Raw genomic sequence first — 19,767 nt, 5'->3', positions numbered from 1 at the left:
ACTTGGGTATCAATTAAGGGTCCATTTTTGCTTCAAAGCTTTGGACACCTCGTATCATACCAAGGAGGCTCTTTTTTGTGCAAACCTCAAATTTCCTTCATTACAGGAATGCTCCTCTTATTAAGTTAAGAAATTTTTGCCGGAAACAGATCGACCAGCACAGCAAACTTTTTTACACAAAGAAAAAGGCATGAGGAAAAAAGGAAAACATTTACGGGTAGTATGCCCATAAATGCATTTCCGTCATCTTTTTCACTCATGCCTGATCGAATCAGTAACACGTACAATATGATGAAGTTTTAAACTATTCCATCTTAGCCTGTATCCGCTGCAGATGCATCGTCAAGTAGACGGCCTCGGCATCATACACCGGTTTTTTCAATGTTTGCTGCATGATTTTAATCAATTTCCACGACAAATTATAACACCGCGGGTACTCCTGTTGCAAGAAATAATTTAATTTCTCCGGTTCATTCATTTTTTCCCCCGTCAGCACGCGGTCAATCGTATACTGCAAATGGCGGACAAGACGCATATAATTTGTGCTGTCTTTGTCTAAAGTGATTTTAAATTCATGTTCCACGGTTGAAATGAGCTGCGAAATCAGGTGGGAATGCCTGCTCAATTCGGAAAGCTGTTTATCCGTTACCGCACTGTGGATATGAAGCGCGATAAACCCGACTTCCCCTTCCGGCAAATAAACGTCCGTTGCCTCATTAATATAATCCACCACTTCACGTGCAATTTCGTATTCGCGCGGGTAGAGGATTTTTGTTTCGGCAACAAACGGATTTTTCACAGCCAGCCCTTGCCGGATGCGGTTAATGGCAAAAGCGATATGGTCCGTTAAGGCAACATGAATATGTTCATTTAAAGGCGAATCGGTCCGGTTGCGGATCATTTCAATTGCTGAAATAATGACTTCGAGCGTTTTGTTATCAATAGAAGGGATCAATTTGATATATTGTTCCTGCTCCTTTTCATTTTTCAGCACAAACATTTTTTCTGCCGATTCCTGCGAAATGATTTCATCTTTTTTACGGTTAAAACCGATGCCTTTGCCAATTAACACGGTTTCTTCATATCGGGGGTGAGTGGCAATCAATACATTGTTGTTTAACACTTTTTTTACTTTAAAAGATTCCATTTCGATCCCCCTTGGCTCTAATCCATGCAATACGAATAGTGTAACTGAAATACTGTACGTTTTCAATTTTTCTCTCCTGCAGCAACAAGAATACAAAAAAGCCTGCAGGTGCGGCCTGCAAGCAGAAAATTGAAATAAAACTATTTTAAGAAAATGAAGTAGAGCAAAAAGACGACAAAGAAGAAGTACATGATCGGATGGATTTCTTTTATTTTACCCTTCACAATCATCGTAATCGGATAGAAGATGAACCCTATGGCGATCCCAGTTGCAATGCTGTAAGTCAGCGGCATTGTAATTAATGTAAGGAAAGCTGGTACAGCAATTTCAAATTTATCCCATTCAACGAACCTTAAATTCGATACCATCAAAACCCCGACAATGATTAAAGCCGGCGCGGTTACTGAAGAAGTCACCACCGACAGAAGCGGGAAGAAGAAAAGCGAAAGGATGAAAAATCCCGCTGTTACCAATGAAGCAAATCCTGTTCTTGCCCCTGCCGCAACCCCTGAAGAAGATTCAATATAAGAAGTTGTCGTCGAAGTCCCGAGCACGGAGCCGACCATTGTAGCAATTGAATCGGAAACGAGGGCCCTTCCGGCATTCGGAAGTTTATTGTCTTTCATTAAGCCGGCCTGGCTGGCAACTGCAACGAGTGTCCCGGCATTATCAAAGAAATCGACAAAGAAGAATGTCAGGATCACACCAATCATTTGCGCCGACCAGAAGGATGGATCATTAAATGAACTGAAAACCGCGCCAAAAGTCGGCTTAATGCTTGGCACAGAGCTCACAATTGCGTGCGGCACATCGATTAAGCCAAAAATCATGCCGACAACAGCTGTAATGATCATCCCTAAGAATACGGCAGCTTTGATGCCCCTTGTCATTAAAATAACAGTAATCACAATGCCGAAGATTGCCAGAAGCGTCGGCCCTTTTGACAAATCTCCGAGCGCAACAAACGTCGCATCATCTTTTACAATAATGCCGGCATCTTTCAAGCCGATAAAAGTAATGAATAAACCGATCCCTGCGCCGACAGCGTGTTTCAACTGGACCGGAATCGCGTTGATCAATTTTTCACGGATCCCTGTCAGTGTCAACAAGAAGAAGAACACGCCCGAAATCAATACGGCGCCGAGAGCATGCTGCCACGGAATGTGGTAGCCCAAAACGACTGTATAGGCGAAAAACGCGTTTAAGCCCATGCCCGGTGCAAGTGCAAGCGGATATTTCCCAAGAAGCCCCATCACGATAGAACCGATTGCCGAAGCAATTGCCGTTGCAACAAACACTGCGCCCTGATCCATATGCATAGAAGCCGGAAGCCCTTTTACGCTGGCAAGCGACAAGGTCAGCGGGTTAACAGCCAAAATATACGCCATGGCCAGGAAGGTCGTCATGCCGCCGATAAATTCCTGGCGGTAACTCGTCCCCAGCTTCTCAAATTCATAATAATTCTTCATCTTACCCTTTCCCTCCTGTGGAATTTCCGTTTCTGTCGCCATAACAGAAAAACGTTCCGAACGTAAAACGCCCGAAACGCCAGACTTAAGGAATGAGGAGGGGCAAAAATTGTTATTTTTCTGTACTTTGCCCTCTTAATCTATCTCATTACCTCGTAGTCAAGCTATTTACGGCAGCTTGGTAGAAACGTTCAGGCCATATCCCTGAATTTATACGATGGTATTTCTATTCAATTTACAAGATTGATTGTATCCGGAAAAGCACGAGAAGTCAACCCAAAACACGAACATTTTATTATATTTTTTTACCATCATTCAATTAAATACGAACAATCGTGGGATTTTGTCGTTAGAATTCCTTACAAGAATTTGTTTCACTATATTTTTTCAACCGCGAAAAACCCCTGTTTTTTTCAGCCGTTACGCCTCCGCGTCCAGGCAATGGAAAGCCGCAGCACCTTAAAGTCCATCTCGCCGGACAGGGCAATATCTTCGCGGTAACGGTGGTAAAAATCAATGCCCCGCCTTTTCGGATCATCTTGATCAGATTGCGTCCGCATAGCCGTTTAGATCTGCGCATCCGTGACCATATGGTGCTTATCGTACTCATCTTTTCCAATATCTTTCCGGTATACGGCCACATCAGTTGTTGGCATGCCTTTTCCGTCTTCATTCTAGGCCCCTTCCGCCCGGTTGGCCTTGATGACGCCGCTCCATAAAAAACTTCTGGAAATGTCTTGACTTCAGCCAATGATGTCCCCACCAATGATACAAGTCTTTCCTATTATGTTTTCTTTATGAAACCGGCTGGTCCTTGCAACAAATTTGTGCATGATCCGGCTCATCACATGGCCGGTTTTCACATTACTGAAGAAGTCTTCCTATGGACATGCTCGAATAATTCTTTCCGCATACCGATTTGATATTGATGTCGAGTTTATGCCCCAATACGTCACAATATATTGCAAATATTTACTGAGCAGATATAAACGAAGAAGCGATATGCTAGTGCCGACAATCTTCGCCCACTTCCCGACCGGCAGCAGGCTGTCGATCAACCACTGGACGGCAAGCGGAAACACCAGTTCAAAATGGGCAACCACTACAATACTGCTGAAATCGTAATAAAAAGCTTATATGCGCCAGGTAGTAAGAGAAAAAGCGGTGGTACATTGTTTTCTCCTATGTTGAAATTAACTGGAAGCATGCCGGGCGGAATAGTTCATTTTCTTCTTCGCAATCATCGCCAGCCGGATCGAAAATGCAATGGCCAATGCCATCAGCACGGCAATCATTAGCACAACGCCGTTCCACCCCATCCGGCTGTAAAACAAGCCGCCGATCGTCCCGCCAATGCTGGAGCCGACATAATAAAAAAATAAATACAATCCGGATGCCTGTGCTTTATCATGGGACGACAGCTGCCCGACCCATCCGCTTGCAATCGAATGGCCGGCAAAAAACCCGTACGTGAACACAGCAATGCCAATAATTTTCAGCCACAACTCCGGCACGAGGGTGATGCATGCCCCCGCAAGCAGGATCAAGAGTGAAACTTGCAAAATTTTCCTCTTCCCATGCCGGTCGGCAAGCATCCCCATCCATGTGGAGCTGAACGTGCCGACAATATAGACGATAAAAATAAATCCAACAAGCGTCTGACTCAGCGAATACGGCGGCGCAATCAACTGGAAGCCGATGTAATTATAAAGCGACACAAAGCTTCCCATTAACAAAAAGCCGATCAGAAAGAGATAAATCAGACCCGGTTCTACAAACTGCCGGACGAGGCTTCCGGTTAATTTTCCGATTTCAAACTTCCGTGCCGTAAAATGAGTGGAAGGCGGCAGCACAAACCAAAACAAGAGGCTTGCAAGCAGGCTGATCACGCCGATTACAGCCAAAGCAACATGCCAATTGAAAAAGTCGGTCAATGCACCGCAGATGATCCTCCCGGCCATCCCACCGATTGAATTCCCGCTGATGTACATGCCCATCGCAAGACCTAAACTTGTCGGCAAGATTTCCTCCCCCAAATACGCCATTGCCACAGCCGGAAGCCCGGCGAGCACAAGCCCCTGCATCACCCGGCAAAGAATGAGCAAATGGTAGTTTGGCGAAAAAGCCGTCAATATGCAAAGGATTGAAGAAGCAATGAGTGAAAAAGACATGACCGGTTTCCGGCCGAACACTTCCGATAATGATCCGGCAATCAGCATGCTAACTGCCAGCGCCACGGTTGTCGATGACAAGCTAAGGCTCGACATGGTCGGCGAAAGATGGAATTCTTTTGCGATATCGGGAAGCAGCGGCTGCATCCCCCACAAAATGGCAAACGTGTTAAATCCTCCCGCAAACAAAGCAAGATTTGCCAGTCGAAATTCCCGCGTCCCCTGTTCGATATAATTCATTTTGTATACCTACCCCTTTGTTGCAAATTCGAAAAATTTCCATACTTACATGATACCCCTCTTTTTCTTTCTGTTCCAATGTTTGATAATTGCCGCACTTCCCGTATGATGCAAGCCGGATTTCAGATATAATGGGAGTATCTACATAAGCGGGGCCGGGGAGGAAGACAGGTATTATGGACAAAATTAAAGTTTTGATAGCAGATGATAATTCCTTTATACGCGAAGGCTTAAAAATTATTTTATCTTCCTACGAAGATTTTGAGGTAGTAGTTACAGTGGAAAACGGGAGGGAAGCTATTTCATATTGCAAAAATCACGCTGTTGATATTGCCCTGCTCGATGTACGGATGCCGGATATGAACGGCGTGGAAGCAACAAAGGCCATTTCAGAGCAAACATCCGCAAAACCCGTGATTCTGACCACCTTTGACGATGACGAATATATCGTCGATGCTTTGAAATACGGGGCAAAAGGCTATTTACTGAAAAACAATGACCCCGAAAAAATCCGCGATGCGATCAAAAGTGTTTATGCCGGAAACAGTATTTTCCAGGACGTAATCCTCGATAAAATCAAAACCAATTTGGGCGACAGGGAGCCGGAACCGAAAATCGATCCAAAACTGTTCACCAAAAGAGAGCGTGAAATCATGTCCCTGATCGCAAAAGGCCTTTCCAATAAGGAAATTGCAAAAACCTTGTTTATTTCAGAAGGGACGGTCGCGAATTACATCACCTCGATATTCGGGAAAACCGGACTCGAGCACCGCACTCAGATCGCTGTTTATTACCTTACGGGGAAAGTGAAGTAAGATGGAAATCCGGATGATCTGCACGAAGCTTGCGTTGATGTGTTGGATAGCTTTTACATGCATACAGGCAAATATGCCGATGGCGCAGCCCGTGTTCCTGCTGCTGCTGTATTTTTGTGTAAATATCGCCATGTATATTTGGAAAATAACGGCGTTGCCTGCTGCCTTTTCCGCCCTTTCCATTTTCATTTCCATTTCGGGATATGTGTATGTCCACCCGCTATTTGCTATCTTGGCGCCGCTTTCGATTTTGGTGCTTCTGCAGGTGTGGATCCAGTCAAAATGGATATCTGCAGCCATCCTTCTGGCTCCCGCTTTTTCCATAAAAAGTGATATTGCCGGCCAGTATGTTTTCGCAGCAGCCGCTAGCTGGATCATTTGGGACCTGGCCTGCACCTACACAGGGCAGATGGAGAAAAAAGAAAAGCAACTCGATTGGGCGCGCGCTTCAATCCAGAAGCTTACGCGCAGTTTGAATGAAAACCGGGAATTCATCCGCCAGTCCGAATATACATACCGGCTTGAAGAACGGAACCGCATCTCGCAGGAAATCCATGACGATATCGGCCACGCAATGACCGGCGCGCTTATCCAGATGGAGGCGGCAAAACGGCTGATGGAAAAAGATGCACGGCAGGCACAAAACTTGCTGCAAAATGCAATTAACATAACAAAGGAAGGTATTGAAAGCATCCGACTGACGTTAAAAAGCTTGAAACCTTCCACGGAACAGGTCGGCATCCACCGGCTTCAGCTTGCTTTGGGTGAATTTTCCGCCGGGAATAACATCGAAACAATTATCACACATCATGGAAATTTGGACATCATCACCCCTGTCCAATGGAAAATCATTCATGAAAATGTGAAGGAAGCGCTGACCAATGCGCGCAAATACGCCGATGCCACGCAGATTACTGTCGATATTCAAGTATTGAATAAAATGGTGAGGGCTGAAGTGAGGGACAACGGCAAAGGCGCGGTTAAAATCAAAAAAGGGCTCGGCATTTCCGGCATGGAAGAACGGGCCGCATCGCTCGAGGGCCATGTCATTACCGACGGGTCGCACGGTTTTTCTGTCACCACCCTCCTTCCGATCCAATCATGAACGGCTTCACCTGTAAAACATGAATTTTTTCATATAAAAGTCATGAACGATGCCACTTATCCGGGATCGTTCTTTTTTTTATACTGAAGTTACAAAGGGAGCGGCCGTGCACCTCTCCTAAACCAAGGAGGAAGAACAAAATTGAGCGTATTGGAGATCCGGGAGCTTACTAAAAAATTCGGGGATTTTATCGCGGTCGACCATATTTCGTTGCAAATAAAAGAAGGAGAAATTTTCGGCTTTCTCGGGGCAAACGGCGCCGGGAAGAGCACAACCATTAACATGATCGCCGGCCTGCTGAGAAGCAATGATGGAACAATCGAAATTCTCGGCAAAAACATTATGAAAAACAGGCGCTTTACGAAAATGAATCTTGGCATTGTACCTCAGGACATTGCCATTTATGAAGATTTAACCGCTTTTGAAAACGTCAAATTTTTTGCCGGGCTATACGGATTGCGCGGCAATGAATTGAATGCAAAAACAGAAGAAGCTTTGGCATTTGTCGGCCTCCAGGACCATCATAAAAATTATCCGAAAAATTTTTCCGGCGGGATGAAAAGGCGGCTTAATATCGCCTGCGCCATTGCCCACCAGCCTAAATTAATCATTATGGATGAACCGACTGTCGGCATTGATCCGCAGTCGCGCAATTACATTTTGGATTCAGTGCGGAAACTGAACGAAATGGGCTGCACAATCATTTATACTAGCCACTACATGGAAGAAGTTGAGGAAGTCTGCACAAGAATTGCGATCATTGACCATGGGAAAATCATTGCAGAAGGCACGAAGGAACAGCTGAAATCGATCATTACAGACAAAAAAGAAGTCTGGATTGAAGTGAAAACAAAGGAACCGGTTGATCTCGGGGAGATCAAGAAAATTAAGGGCGTTGAAATGGCATCCTTCCATGAAAACATGATCCAAATCCAGTCCGATGCAAGCATCAACAATTTAAATCTCATCCTCGAATTTTTGATCAGCCACCATATCGAAATCAGGGCACTGCAGGAAAAAGAGCCGAACCTGGAAACGGTATTTTTAACCTTAACTGGCCGTAATTTAAGGGATTAGAAAGGAGAAGAAAACATTGTTCAATGTCCTGCACATCATGAAAAAAGAAATCATCAGCGGCTTCCGCAACAAGCGGACCATGATTTTTATGCTTGCATTTCCGCTCGTTTTAATACTTGTGCTCGGTTCCGCCCTTTCCAATGCTTTTAAAACGACGGTTTCTGTCAGTGATATTCATGTGTTGTACGAAAACAATTTGAATGAAAATGCCAAACCGTATTTCAATGAATTCCGCAAATACACTGAAAAATCAGGGATCTATTTTGAAAAGGCCGGAAAAAATACAGACGGCATGAAAGAAGTGAAACTCGGCAACGCGGACGGTTACGCTGTTTTAGATGATAAAGGAGTCCGGCTGTATACGAACGGAAGAAACAGTATAGAAGGAAGCATTTTGGAAGGCTTATTTGCTGCATTTGCCGATCGATACAATCTTACCGCAGAAATCATGAAAACCGCTCCGGATAAAGTAGGGATTGCCTTTGAGAAGCCAAAAGACGATTATATTCGAACCGAATCCCTTCTGCCAAAGAAACAACCTGGTGCGATGGACTATTACGCGACAGTCATCACCACCATGATTTGTTTGTACGCTTCTTTAGGGGCCAGTACATTAATCCAGGGAGAGCGGGCGCGGAAAACGATTGACAGGCTCATTGCTGCCCCGGTCCGGAAAAGCGACATTTTAATTGGAAAACTTTTCGCCAGCCTTATCGTAAATACCCTTTGCATTGCCCTTGTTATTCTTGTGAGCAAGATGGTTTACAAAGCGAATTGGGGAGAACACCTCTGGCTTATATGCCTTTTGATTTTGACGGAAATCCTTCTTTCTGTCAACATCGGAATCGGCATTAGCATGCTCAGCAAGTCAACTGCTGCCGCCCGGTCGCTGCTTATTCTGATTATCCAACTGGCAGCCTTTTTCGGCGGGTCATATTTTAAAATTGAAAATCCGGGCAAATGGCTGCAGGCGATCATGGACCTGTCGCCATTAACGTGGATCAACCAGGCCATTACAAAAATCATTTATAATAATAACTTATCGATCGCCGTCCCGGTGGCAGCCGCGAATATTGGCGCCGCTCTGCTTATTCTGTTGGTGTCCATTACAGCGCTGCAAAAAAGGGAGGGTTTATAATGAAAGATGTTTTGAGGCTTATCCGTAACACATTAAGTATGACCTTTCGTAAAAAAAGAAATTTCCTCTATTATTTAGGGTTGCCTTTAATCGGCATTTTCATTGCCTTCCTTGCTTACGGAGGGAACAACGTGAATATCCTTCATGTTGGGGTCGTGGATGGGGACCATAGTAAAATTACTGCCGATACAGTCGATTTCCTGAATGGATTGGACAATGTCAAATTAACCGAAATTCCGCAGTCAAAAATGAGGAGAAAATTGGCAAATGGCAAGCTTGACTGTGTGATTATTTTTGAAAAAGGCTTTTCCGATAGCGTGCGGAGCGGAAATCCCGCTCATATCCGGATCACTTCCATCAAGGGGGCGGAAGTAACAAAGTTTATCCAATCTTATTTATACCAATACATTGATCATATCGCATCCATTAGCAAAGCCGCATCGGGAAACGAACAGGCCTTTCAAACGATGTATCAAGGATTCCAAAAGTCCGCATACAAGGTCAAAACAATCAATTTGCAGGACCTTTCCAAGTCCAATGATATGTCGTACCAGACAATGGGATTTTTAATCATGTTTATGCTGATGTCGGCCTGCAATTTATCTGAACTGATTCTTGCGGAAAAAGAAAACCGCACTTATTTCAGGTTGCTATCCTCGCCGATTAACGCGGGTAAGTATGTATTGTCCAATGTCATCTGTAACATGATCATTATGGCGGTTCAAGTCGCTTTGACATTGGTAGCCATGAAATACGTATTCCATATCTCCATGAATATTTCAATCTGGCAGGCTTTCGCAGTTATGTTCCTGTTTGCCTGGATTTCGATCGGCATTTCATTAATGATTGTGTCATTTTCAAACAACCGGAGTGCTGCCAATTCACTGCAAAACTTAATCATTGTGCCGACTTGCATGCTTGCCGGCTGCTTCTGGCCTGTGGAAATCATGCCGAAAGCACTACAAAAAGTTTCCGATTTTCTGCCCCAGCGCTGGACGCTGGAAACCCTTGACCAGTTGCAAACTGGCCATCCGATTAGCAGCTTATATTTAAACTATCTGATCTTACTGGCCTTTGCGCTTGCGTTTTTCCTGCTCGCAATTTACCAGTTCAGCAGGGACCACAACACGCAAAATTTCGTATAGTCTTAAAAAAGCCGGCCATTTTCGGAGAGAAGCGGCCGGCTTTTTTAAAAATTATATTTCATTCCGGAGGCTCTTCGGGATATATGTACAATACGGTTCAGAAGCCTTATAGTCCCCTGTGACCGCATAGGCGCGCGCCCGCGAACCGCCGCATATATAGCGAAATTCGCACACCCCGCATTTGCCTTTTGTCAAATCCGGATCGCGCAGTGATTTCAAGACCGGATGATTCCGGTAAATCTCGGGAAGCGGCGTCTCCTTCACATTGCCGCAGTCAATCGGCAGAAACCCTGATGGATATACATCCCCCGTATGGCTGATAAAAATAAAGCCGTTCCCGTCGTTCGTCTCCCGCGGCTCCCTGGCGAGATCATCACAATGCCTTCCGATCGGTTCTTTTCCTTCTGCTTTCCGGCGCTGGTTTTCCTGAAATACAATCCGGCGGTAAAACTGGGCTTCTGTTGTCGAAATGATGAACGGCGCACGCTCCTGGAGCCGGAATGCCCAGCGCAGCACCTCATCATGGCGTTCGGGGCTGATGGGTTTCAATGTTTGCCGCGCCCGGTCGGCACCAAAAAGAAAAGCGTCCAGACCGCAGCCCCGAATTTCCCCACTAAATCGGCAATTTCCGGCAGCTTGTCCACATTGTATTCTGTTACGGTTGTATTTACCTGAAAGCTCATCCCTGCTTCATTCAAGTAAGAGATCATTTTCATTGTACGGTCAAAAATGCCGGGCATCCCACGGAAATAATCATGCGTTTCGGCGTCGGACCCGTCAAGCGACACCGCCCATCGGCTGATTCCGATTTCTTTTGTTTTCTGCACTGCCTTTTCCGTCACGCGCGGGGTTGCCGATGACGTTAAAGACACGCGCATGCCTTTTTGGACCGCGTATTCGGTAAGTTCAAACAAATCCTCCCGCATCAACGGATCTCCGCCCGAGAATACAAATAACGGATTATCCATCGAATAAATCTCGTCAATCAGTTTCTTCCCCTCTTCCGTTGTCAGCTCCCCCGGATACGGGTGCAGCTGTGCCTCCGCCCGGCAGTGCAGGCAGTTGAGTGGGCACATCCTCGTTACTTCCCAAATGACAATAAACGGATTTTGCTTATAATCCCGTATTTTCATCACCAAAATGCATTCTTCCACTCACATATGTGAAAAAATGAACAAAGGTAAGGATGTGTAAATTCTGCCAACCTATTTATTTATTATACTGTAATATGGTTCTAATCGCAGAAAAAGGCCTCAACAAGGCCTTTTTCATCTTATTATTATTCAAGTCCCCTAATCTCCATCCCCTTCACCGGCAAAAACGTTTCACCGGTATTCAAGTAAGTCACCCTCACAAGGTCGCCTTCTTTTAAATAAATCGCAAGCGGTACAGTATCCGAGCTAACGGTGAAGTTCTGCTTATTGTCGAGCAGGAAGGAGATATCGGTATAATCGCCTGATTTCTCTTTGTAAACGCGGAGAACCTTTCCGGAAACCGTTTTGGTGTCAGCTCTTGACGAACCGTCGACACTGCTGCCGCCGCGCTGGAGGGCAATTTTATACAGTTTCAGTGCAGCGTTCGGCGTTGCCGCATTCACGGAAATTTCCGGATTGGCCGCTGAGACGATGAAGTACGTCTGCAGAAAGCCGTTTGAATCGAGAACCGGCGTCAGCCAGCTCGCTTCACCGTAAAAATTGTACAAGATCGGCATCGAGCCTTTCCATTTTTTCTCGATGAATTTTTTCTCAACGATTTGCAGATTCCCTTGCGAATCCATATAGGACTCTTGCAAGTCACCTGTATAATAAACAGCTTTTCCGGTGCGCGCGTTTGTGAGTGAATAACCAAGCATTGAGTCAACGTCTTTTTTCGGGCTCGTAAAATCGGTAAAATAATACATCGTGCCTTTATCATCAAAAATCGGGCTGACATTCGCTTCTGTGCCTTCATCCGTCGGCAGTTTGACATCCCGCTTGCCGAACAGGCTGTTCCAATAGCCATGGACGTATTTTCCGAAGTAACTGTTTTGCAGGCTGACTGCTTCCGGAGAGACAGCCCCGTCAATAAAAGCCGGAGCATTTTTTAACGAATACGACTTCATTGCGCCCGTTTTCGGATCAATAAGCACTATCCCGTCCGCCTTAAATCCGTTCCTGGCCGAAATAAAATGCCCGAATGTCCGGATGTAATAAGGCTTCCCGTTATTATCCACTTCCACCTGCGGATCACCGTAAAAAATCTTTTTTGGGTATTGCAGGCGGATATGGCGTTCCAGGTTTTTCTGGAGATAGGAAGAAGGCGTATACACCATTCTTTGTTTAATAAACTTCGGATTGTCAGAGGCATCGGTTGCACTCATCACAAAATACCCCGGCGTTTCCCCTCCCTTGAGCCATTTAAAAAACCCTGAAAACTCAACCGGCGCGATATAGACGTATTTGCCGTTCACTTTCTGGATTTGCAAGTTTCCCAACTGATAATAGCTCGCATTTGGAACCTGCCCGAAAGATTTCTTCATTTTATTGCGCGCAAATTTCGGCGGTACACTTGCCGGGGTTTCACGCTCATCAAACGGCTCAATTTCCGTTTTTTGCGCCATTTTGGAGGAGGCGTATTTTTCCCCGGCATTCCACATCGGCGCCGTAAGCATATACCCGGCGAATCCCAAGGCAGCAAGAAAGACCAGCCCTTTCGCAAGCCGCTCTTTGCCCCGGGCGGTCATTGTGCCGCCCAGCGCCGCCAGAAGAAATGCCGGCCAATAGATCGATGCATTCATATCCCTTTTTGTGATGTAAAAAAAGATTGCAGTGATCACCCAAATAAGCAGAAATAAAGATAAAAACGTCTTCGCTTTTGTCGTGCTGTTTTGCTTGCCTGCCTCTTTAAGTTTTTTCTCTGAAAATGGAAACACCAATACTACCGCAATCAATGCAAAAATTGCCGAAAAAATTAATAATGTCGCCACTTCAACCACCCTTTCTCCTTTTATTTACGATCATGGGAAAAAGAAGTTTCAACTGACAGCGATTTCAAATGTACCTTATTTTTAACAATTTTTCCACATCACTTTGCTACAATAATAATAAGGATTACCTCTTACCTCTTGCCGGCAGCCGCCGGCGACTGGCATTTTAACAAAAAGGAGTGATAACATGAATGATTCGGCTCAATCGAAAAAAACAACTTTACAATGGATTTGGATTGCACTTGCTTTTGCTGCGCTCATCATCATCACGCTGCTCCCGCATACAAAAGGTTTGCCGGTAGCCGGCCAGCGCGCGCTTGCCATTCTCGCTTTTGCACTCATTCTTTGGGTTACGGAAGCTGTTTCCTATCAGGTGAGCGCCGCCATGATAATCGGGCTGATTGCACTCTTGATCGGTCTTGCGCCAAGCGTATCCGATCCTTCCCAGCTGACCGGGACAAGCAATGCACTTACCATGGCGCTCAGCGGTTTCAGCAGCTCGGCTGTCGCATTGGTTGCTGCAGCTTTATTCCTTGCAGCCGCCATACAGGCAACCAATCTCCACAAAAGGCTTGCCTTGTGGATTCTGTCCAAGGTTGGTACAAAAACAAACAGCCTTGTTTTTGGAGCCATTCTCGTCTCCATCGTGCTTGCGTTTTTTGTGCCAAGTGCCACCGCCCGCGCCGGAGCCGTCGTGCCGATTTTATTGGGGATGGTCGCCGCATTCGGGCTGCCGAACAACAGCAAGCTGGGAGCGCTTCTGGTCATCACATCCGTTCAGGCGGTTTCGATTTGGAATATTGGCATCAAAACGGCCGCTGCCCAAAACATGGTTGCGCTTGGTTTTATTGAAAAAGAGTTCGGCAAGACGATTACATGGAGTTCCTGGTTTTTATATGCCGCTCCGTGGGCCATCATCATGTCCGTTCTGTTGTTCTTTGTCATGACCCATTTAATCAAGCCGGAAATAGAAGCGATTGAAATGGGAAAAGATTTGATTCAAAAACAGTTGGAAGAACTGGGGCATTTAAAACCATCCGAAATTCGTCTCATCATCATTTCCCTGCTGTTGTTATTTTTCTGGACAACGGAAGGCAAGCTCCATCCGTTTGATACAACGACTGTCACGATTGTAGCGATCGCCATCCTGCTGACGCCAAAGATCGGCGTGTTTGACTGGAAATCAGTTGAACGGCTGATTCCTTGGGGAACTGTCATTGTTTTCGCTGTTGGGATTTCACTCGGAACCGTCCTGCTCGATACACACGGCGCCCAGTGGCTTTCCAATAAAGTATTCGGTTCAATGGGGCTGGACAGCATGCCGATTATTGCAACGATTGCCCTTGTTTCATTGTTCAATATTCTGATTCATCTCGGATTTGCAAGCGCAACCAGTCTGTCTTCGGCCTTAATCCCGATTTTTATTGCGCTTACTTCGACGATCCATCTCGGAGATAACCGGATCGGGTTTGTGCTTATCCAGCAATTTGTCATCAGCATCGGGTTCCTTCTGCCGGTCAACTCACCGCAAAGCATGCTTGCCTACGGGACAGGCGCTTTTACAGCAAAAGACTTTTTAAAATCCGGCCTACCGTTGACGGTCATCGGATATTTACTGATCCTTTTGTTCAGCGTGACATACTGGAAATGGATCGGGTTGCTGTAAACATCCCTTTAATAACAGTATAATAGAACGGCTTTGCCGGGGAGGCGGATTTCCCCGGCCTCTGATGATTACACCAGGAAGTGGTTGAGGAATGAACCGCCCAAAAGGCAATCGGGATATGCTGCTGGAAAAAATCAGAACGAATCAGTACCGATATGAACAAGGAACAGAACGGTTCAGAAAAATTTTAACGCAGCATACAGAAGAAATGCGGCTTGATGCGGCGCATTATTATGATGAAAAGGCAGATCTTCTGGACCAGAAGCACTATTACCGGAAAGTGGAAAAGCATCCGGCTGCGGGACCGATGCTTTTTTACCTGTACCACGACCTTATGCAGAAAACGCATAAAAACCAGCTTCCTTATCACATCAGTAAAAACCAATATTTATATACGTGGGTCGATCTGCATCCCGACGGCACGGTATATTTATTCGGGGGAAGTGCGCGATCCGCATAAGGTGATCCGGGAAGACCACCATACCAGAAAAAAAGAAGCGAGCATTACTATCTGCTTTTGCAGGAAAAAGAGATTTCCACCGAGCAGATCAAAAAAATCGATGCTTCTTTTAAATATAACACGGAACATATTGTGCCCCAGTCATGGTTCCACCAAGCTGAACCGATGAAGGGCGATTTGCACCATTTATTCATCTGCCATCCTTCCTGCAATGCCAAGCGCTCGAATTTTCCGTACGGTGATTTTGATTTTTATAACCCTGAATCTGCAGATGAACCGGTGCTCAACCATTGCGGCATGGCCATAGAGGAAAGGTTCGAGCCGGAATACGGAAAAGGCACAATTGCACGGGCATTTGCGTATTTTCTGCTCCGCTATCCAAAAGCGATATCGAAAACAAAGCTGAAGCAGGTGGATGTTCCGCTTTTGGCCAGATGGCACGAAGCGTTTCCGGCTGGCCTGTATGAACGCCACCGCAACCAGGCCATTTACCGGATCCAGGGAAATCGCAATCCTTTTATTGACGATGCCGGCTTAATGAAAAGAATAATCGATTGTCTCGGAAAAATGTAAACAGGCAACACCCGCCCCCCGGATGCTGCCTGTATGTTTACTCTAATTGTTTTCCATTCGATGCAATCACATCTTTATACCAGTAAAAACTTTGCTTTTTGATTCTGCGCAAATCTTTGCCGCCTTCTTCATCCTGGTTCACAAAAACGAAACCGTACCGTTTTTGGAAACCGTTCAGCCAACTGAGCAGATCGGTAAATGACCAGACGCAGTACCCGAGTACATCGACACCATCCGAGATGGCTTCCTGAATGGCTTTAATGTGGGAGCGGATATAGTCGATGCGGTACGGGTCGTTCACTACATCGTTTTCTTCGACATGGTCGTATTCACCCAGGCCGTTTTCAGTAATTAAAACAGGCATGCGGTAACGGTCCGTAATTCTCCTCAGTCCGATGCGCAATCCGGTTGGATCGATTTCCCAATCCCAGTTGGTCGCCTCAAGATTCGGATTTTTAACAGTTTTAAACAAGCCCGGAATCCCCCTGTCCTGTGCGGTCCCTTTTTTGCCGGTTGTATTGAAATGTGCGTCCATCGTCGCCCCATCGAGCGCATTTTTTTCATACGTCGTCGTCCGGTAGTAGTTCACACCCATAAAGTCCGGCTTGGCGGATTTCAACAATTCCAGATCACCTTTCCGGAGCTCGGGCGCCAGCCCTTTTTCTTCAAGATAATGCCAGGCCGCTCTCGGATATTCCCCCCATGCATACACATCCATCCACCAATGGGAAAGGAATTCTTCAGCGTTTTCGGCAGCGAGAATATCTTCCGGTTTCGAAGAGAAAGGATACGCCGGCGAATAGGCGAAGCTCGGCCCAATTTTCCCGTCCGGCACATATTTACGGAATTCCTGGATTGCCCGCGCATTGGCCAGATTCGCATGGTGGTTGGCCTGGTAAAATAATTTTTCGTCTTTTACACCCGGCGGATGGCTGGCGAGCTGGTAGCCATGGGAAGTGAAGACGTTCTGCTCGTTTAAGGTCACCCAGTACTTCACACGGTTCCCGAATTCTTTGAAGAGAATCGTGCAGTAGTTGGCAAAATCTTCGACAATTTGCCGCGATTCCCAGCCGCCGTATTCATCCTGCAAAGCCTGCGGTAAATCCCAATGGTAAATCGTCAAAACCGGTTCAATGCCGTTATGAATCAGTTCATTGATCAGATTGTCGTAAAAAGCGATTCCCTTCTCATTGACTTCGCCCCTTCCATTTGGCAGCACGCGCGGCCATGAAACGGAAAAACGGTAAGCTTTCAGACCCATTTCTTTCATCAAGGCTACGTCTTCTTTGTAACGGTGATAATGGTCAACCGCGACATCGCCGTTTGTACCTTTAAACGTTTTGCCGGGAATGCGTACAAATTTGTCCCAGTTCGACAAGCCTTTCCCGTCCTCGTTCCAGGCGCCTTCCACCTGGTAAGCCGCGGACGCAGCTCCCCACAGGAATGTATTCGGAAAGTCTTTTAATTTCTCATGAATCATTTTCCATCACCCCTCTTCTACCAAAAAATCAAACTGCCTGTACGGAAAAATAAAGGGCGCTCCCCATTTTGGTCTGTTTGAAAACCTTTTTCAGATAATCGGCTGTCTCTGTTTTGCTTAAATCCGTTTTAACGGACATTGTAAAATCGATTTTTCCCAGTTCATCGATGGTGCAGGCTACTTTTTCATCCTCGTAGTCTTTGAAAAAGTCGCTCAAAAATTTAATTTGGCCGCATGAAACTTTTATTTTATGTACATTCATTGTGAATCCGTCCTTTTCGTTTACGATATTTGCTGCACTTTTATCGTAAACGAAAAGCGCTTACATTTGCAGATGCAGTTTTTCCTTTGCCAACGGAAAAAGGAACTATACTCATTGGAGACAGCCGAAGAGAAGCAGCACTGCAAGCCATACCGTCCACAAAAAACAGGCCCGGCTGTAAGCGGAACGGTAACATAACTGATCTAGTGCGGCGACGCCGAAAAAGGCAAGAAGCCCGGTCCAAATCGATGCAGCGGGAACCATTTTGGGAACGGGGCTTCATTTTGTTTCATAGCCACGACGTAGCAGAAAATGCCGATCCAGCTGCACGCAAAAGCAAAGCAGCCGGAGACGAAAACACTGCTTCCCAAACTTTGATATAAAAATTTCCAAACAAAAAGCAAATGCCCAAACTGCATTTGCTCAACTAATATTTATTCTTTCAACTGATAAATCACTGCTTCAAACGGCCTTAACTGGAGATGATTAATATTCTTAGATGAATCTTTATAATTACTTAGCAAAATTTGAATTTCAAGCGGCGCTTTCTGCTGATACTCAAACAAGGCCGGTTTGCTGTAAAAATTACAAACAACCAACAGTGCTTGGCGGCCGAGCACACGCTTATAAGCGTAAACATTCGGATGATCACGGTCAATCAGTTGATAAGTTCCCTCAATAAAAAGATTGTTTTCTTTTCTTAGGCGTATGAGTTTTTGGTAATGATAAAAGACCGATTCAGTATCTTTTAAATCTTTTTCTACGTTTATTTCTTTATAATTTGGATTAATTTTCATCCATGGCTCTCCTTGCGTAAAACCTGCATGTTTGCTTGCTTCCCACTGCATCGGGGTTCTCGCATTATCCCTTGCCTTCTTCTGGACGGAAGCCATGATGTCTTTTTCAGGATACCCTTTGCTGATTCTTTCTTTATACATATTCTGTGTTTCAATATCAGGATAATCGTGAATGGAATCAAAATATGCATTTGTCATACCGATTTCCTCACCCTGATAAATAAAAGGAGTTCCTTTCATGCCATGAAGCAAAGTAGCCAGCATTTTTGCCGACAATTTACGATACACCTTGTCGTCCCCCCATCGCGAGACAATTCTAGGTAAATCATGATTGTTCCAGAATAAACTGTTCCATCCGTCTTCAGCAAAAGTATCCTGCCATTTCGACAAAACATCTTTTAAATCGATTAAATTCAGTTCTTTTAAATCCCATTTATGCATACCCGGCTGCTTATCGAGCTGCATATGTTCAAATTGAAACACCATATTCAACTCGCATCGGGATTCATCTGTAAAAAGATGCGCATTATCCACTGTGGCTCCCCAAGTCTCACCTACTGTCATTGTATTTCTTGTACCAAAGGTAGCTTGATGCATTTCCTGTAAATACTCATGCAGATGAGGACCATTTTCTTTTATCATTTGATCAGGAACTTTCCCCAATAAATCAATCACATCCATGCGAAAGCCGCTAATTCCCTTATCCAGCCAAAAATTCATCATTTTCCATATTTCTTGACGCATCTTCGGATTTTCCCAATTCAAATCCGGCTGTTCCTTGCTAAAGAGATGCAGGTAATACTGCTTTGTCGTTTCATCGAAGGTCCATGCAGAACCGCCAAAATTGGATTGTAATTCGTTCGGATGATCTCTCCAAATATAGTAATCACGATAAGGGCTATTTTTGGATTTTCTTGCTTCTTGAAACCATCGATGCTGGTCAGAAGTATGGTTGACAACTAAGTCCATGATAATCTTGATTCCGAGCGCACTGCTTTCTTCAATCAAATTTTCCATATCTGACATGGAGCCGTATAATTCGGAGATCTGATAATAGTCACTGATGTCATAGCCATTATCAATTTGGGGAGATTCATAAACCGGGCAGAGCCAAATCACATCCACCCCCAATTTTTTTATATACGGCAATTTTTGAATAATGCCGTTTAAGTCCCCAATCCCATCGCCATTGCTGTCCATAAAACTTTTAGGATAAATTTGATATACAACACTTTTTTTCCACCAGTCTTTTCCCAT

At 45.2% G+C, this 19,767-nt stretch carries 17 protein-coding genes, 1 pseudogene and 1 riboswitch; of the genes and pseudogenes, 9 read left to right on the top strand and 9 right to left on the bottom strand.

Translation table 11 applies throughout. The annotated features are described in order from the left end of the window. Nucleotides 1–304: 304 nt before the first annotated feature. The 3 genes from glcT to GBH70_RS10660 all read right to left on the bottom strand — a co-directional run bounded on the left by glcT (nucleotide 305) and on the right by GBH70_RS10660 (nucleotide 3,176). Nucleotides 305–1,147, bottom strand: coding sequence for a glucose PTS transporter transcription antiterminator GlcT (gene glcT, locus GBH70_RS10670; protein ID WP_151681032.1), 843 nt, complete (start codon nucleotides 1,145–1,147; stop codon nucleotides 305–307). Nucleotides 1,148–1,287: 140 nt separating this feature from the next. Next, nucleotides 1,288–2,616, bottom strand: coding sequence for an NCS2 family permease (locus tag GBH70_RS10665; protein WP_151681031.1), 1,329 nt, complete (start codon nucleotides 2,614–2,616; stop codon nucleotides 1,288–1,290). Nucleotides 2,617–2,752: 136 nt separating this feature from the next. Beyond that, a riboswitch (purine riboswitch) is annotated at nucleotides 2,753–2,854 on the bottom strand. A gap of 175 nt (nucleotides 2,855–3,029) precedes the next feature. Then, nucleotides 3,030–3,176 carry a family 1 glycosylhydrolase gene (locus GBH70_RS10660; RefSeq protein ID WP_151681030.1) on the bottom strand — a complete coding sequence of 49 codons (147 nt, stop codon included), beginning with the start codon at nucleotides 3,174–3,176 and terminating at the stop codon, nucleotides 3,030–3,032. A gap of 442 nt (nucleotides 3,177–3,618) precedes the next feature. Here GBH70_RS10660 and GBH70_RS17520 point away from each other — a divergent pair, with 442 nt between their 5' ends. Then, nucleotides 3,619–3,741 (top strand): hypothetical protein, encoded by a 123-nt coding sequence (locus GBH70_RS17520; RefSeq protein ID WP_259370069.1) that lies wholly within the window; start codon nucleotides 3,619–3,621, stop codon nucleotides 3,739–3,741. A 68-nt stretch (nucleotides 3,742–3,809) separates the two neighbouring features. On the opposite strand, the gene GBH70_RS10655 is transcribed toward GBH70_RS17520, so the two are convergent. After that, nucleotides 3,810–5,027 carry an MFS transporter gene (locus tag GBH70_RS10655; protein WP_151681029.1) on the bottom strand — a complete coding sequence of 406 codons (1,218 nt, stop codon included), beginning with the start codon at nucleotides 5,025–5,027 and terminating at the stop codon, nucleotides 3,810–3,812. Between the two features lie 176 nt (nucleotides 5,028–5,203). On the opposite strand from GBH70_RS10655, the gene GBH70_RS10650 reads away from it, so the two are divergent. From GBH70_RS10650 to GBH70_RS10630, 5 genes are all read left to right on the top strand, one after another. Then, complete coding sequence (locus GBH70_RS10650; protein WP_151681028.1) at nucleotides 5,204–5,842, top strand: response regulator; 639 nt, start codon at nucleotides 5,204–5,206, stop codon at nucleotides 5,840–5,842. A 1-nt stretch (nucleotide 5,843) separates the two neighbouring features. Continuing rightward, complete coding sequence (locus GBH70_RS10645) at nucleotides 5,844–6,947, top strand: sensor histidine kinase (RefSeq protein WP_151681027.1); 1,104 nt, start codon at nucleotides 5,844–5,846, stop codon at nucleotides 6,945–6,947. Nucleotides 6,948–7,088: 141 nt separating this feature from the next. Then, entirely contained in the window at nucleotides 7,089–8,024 is a 936-nt protein-coding gene (locus GBH70_RS10640) for an ABC transporter ATP-binding protein (RefSeq protein WP_151681026.1), read from the top strand. A 16-nt stretch (nucleotides 8,025–8,040) separates the two neighbouring features. Continuing rightward, complete coding sequence (locus tag GBH70_RS10635) at nucleotides 8,041–9,162, top strand: ABC transporter permease (RefSeq protein WP_151681025.1); 1,122 nt, start codon at nucleotides 8,041–8,043, stop codon at nucleotides 9,160–9,162. Beyond that, nucleotides 9,162–10,307, top strand: a complete 1,146-nt coding sequence (locus GBH70_RS10630; protein ID WP_151681024.1) for an ABC transporter permease — start codon at nucleotides 9,162–9,164, stop codon at nucleotides 10,305–10,307. The genes GBH70_RS10635 and GBH70_RS10630 overlap by 1 nt, the downstream gene beginning before the upstream one ends. A 51-nt stretch (nucleotides 10,308–10,358) precedes the next feature. Here the strand turns inward: GBH70_RS10630 and GBH70_RS10625 are convergent. Both GBH70_RS10625 and GBH70_RS10620 read right to left on the bottom strand, forming a co-directional pair. Beyond that, a pseudogene (locus tag GBH70_RS10625) lies at nucleotides 10,359–11,440 on the bottom strand (TIGR04053 family radical SAM/SPASM domain-containing protein). A gap of 146 nt (nucleotides 11,441–11,586) precedes the next feature. Then, the gene (locus GBH70_RS10620) at nucleotides 11,587–13,272 is read right to left on the bottom strand and encodes an MFS transporter (protein WP_151681023.1); all 1,686 of its coding nucleotides are present in this window, start codon (nucleotides 13,270–13,272) and stop codon (nucleotides 11,587–11,589) included. A gap of 187 nt (nucleotides 13,273–13,459) precedes the next feature. Between GBH70_RS10620 and GBH70_RS10615 the strand changes: the two genes are divergently transcribed. From GBH70_RS10615 to GBH70_RS17210, 3 genes are all read left to right on the top strand, one after another. Further along, nucleotides 13,460–14,938 carry a DASS family sodium-coupled anion symporter gene (locus GBH70_RS10615; RefSeq protein ID WP_151681022.1) on the top strand — a complete coding sequence of 493 codons (1,479 nt, stop codon included), beginning with the start codon at nucleotides 13,460–13,462 and terminating at the stop codon, nucleotides 14,936–14,938. Between the two features lie 91 nt (nucleotides 14,939–15,029). Further along, on the top strand, nucleotides 15,030–15,398 hold the full coding sequence (locus GBH70_RS17215) for a hypothetical protein (protein WP_151681021.1): 369 nt from the start codon (nucleotides 15,030–15,032) through the stop codon (nucleotides 15,396–15,398). A 57-nt stretch (nucleotides 15,399–15,455) separates the two neighbouring features. Further along, nucleotides 15,456–15,971, top strand: coding sequence for an endonuclease I family protein (locus GBH70_RS17210; protein WP_253693748.1), 516 nt, complete (start codon nucleotides 15,456–15,458; stop codon nucleotides 15,969–15,971). 37 nt (nucleotides 15,972–16,008) lie between these two features. Here GBH70_RS17210 and GBH70_RS10600 read toward each other — a convergent pair whose 3' ends face one another. The 3 genes from GBH70_RS10600 to GBH70_RS10590 form a co-directional block, all read right to left on the bottom strand. Continuing rightward, nucleotides 16,009–17,451 carry a glycoside hydrolase family 1 protein gene (locus GBH70_RS10600; protein ID WP_151681020.1) on the bottom strand — a complete coding sequence of 481 codons (1,443 nt, stop codon included), beginning with the start codon at nucleotides 17,449–17,451 and terminating at the stop codon, nucleotides 16,009–16,011. Nucleotides 17,452–17,479: 28 nt separating this feature from the next. Beyond that, nucleotides 17,480–17,713 (bottom strand): hypothetical protein, encoded by a 234-nt coding sequence (locus GBH70_RS10595; protein ID WP_151681019.1) that lies wholly within the window; start codon nucleotides 17,711–17,713, stop codon nucleotides 17,480–17,482. 434 nt (nucleotides 17,714–18,147) lie between these two features. Further along, nucleotides 18,148–19,767 (bottom strand): glycoside hydrolase family 13 protein, encoded by a 1,620-nt coding sequence (locus tag GBH70_RS10590; protein ID WP_151681018.1) that lies wholly within the window; start codon nucleotides 19,765–19,767, stop codon nucleotides 18,148–18,150.

This window comes from Weizmannia acidilactici (assembly GCF_008974225.1).
Lineage (GTDB): Bacteria > Bacillota > Bacilli > Bacillales > Bacillaceae_C > Weizmannia > Weizmannia acidilactici.
Note: the sequence above shows the minus strand (reverse complement) of the source record. Positions and strands in the feature narration are given on the sequence as shown.